This is a genomic window from Mesorhizobium sp. M0500 (assembly GCF_040321165.1).
In the GTDB taxonomy this organism is placed as follows: domain Bacteria; phylum Pseudomonadota; class Alphaproteobacteria; order Rhizobiales; family Rhizobiaceae; genus Mesorhizobium.
The window spans coordinates 1-504 of the sequence record NZ_JAMYRB010000101.1 but is presented as its reverse complement, the minus strand read 5'-3'; the positions used below and the strand labels follow the sequence as shown (position 1 = coordinate 504).

The following is a 504-nucleotide window of genomic DNA, read 5'->3' as shown; positions in this document are numbered from 1 at the left end:
GGGTCTTGTTCTCGTTGTCGGAGTCCTGGGTGTTCATGGCATCGAAAAGCTCAGATGTCTTCACCCACACTGGAGGGTATTTATACCGTGCGACATCAAGGATGAGGAAGCGGTCTGATTTCCCATCATAGGCTGCTAGCGGCGAGATATGGCCGCCCTTCTCCTGTCCGATTGCCTTGCGGAGGTAGTTGACGATCACGAAATGGTTCGACTGGCCGAGATGGGAACTCGCCAGCTTGCGGAACTCGTCGACTGAGCTGTCGGCGGCATGATGGACTTCTGCCTTGACCGGCTGCGTCGCAAGAATTCCACCGATCTGATCGAGGGTCATACCTTTCTTCGCCAAAACATCTCGGGCGAGAATGGCGTCCGTTCGTTCATCGAGGACATTGTCCTGCGTGAAAGTGCGATATGGCTCGTACTCCGGAACCGAAGGCGCCGGTACATTGAGCGCGTTCAGCACCATGACGATGCTGGCGACACCGCAATAGGACTGTGTCTTCT

The 504-nt window shown here is 55.6% G+C and carries 1 protein-coding gene; it reads right to left on the bottom strand.

From position 1 onward, the window contains the following. A partial coding sequence (locus tag NKI70_RS33935; protein WP_352726478.1) for a phytochelatin synthase family protein occupies positions 1 to 466 on the bottom strand: 466 nt, incomplete at its 3' end. Between the last annotated feature and the right edge of the window lie 38 nt (positions 467 to 504).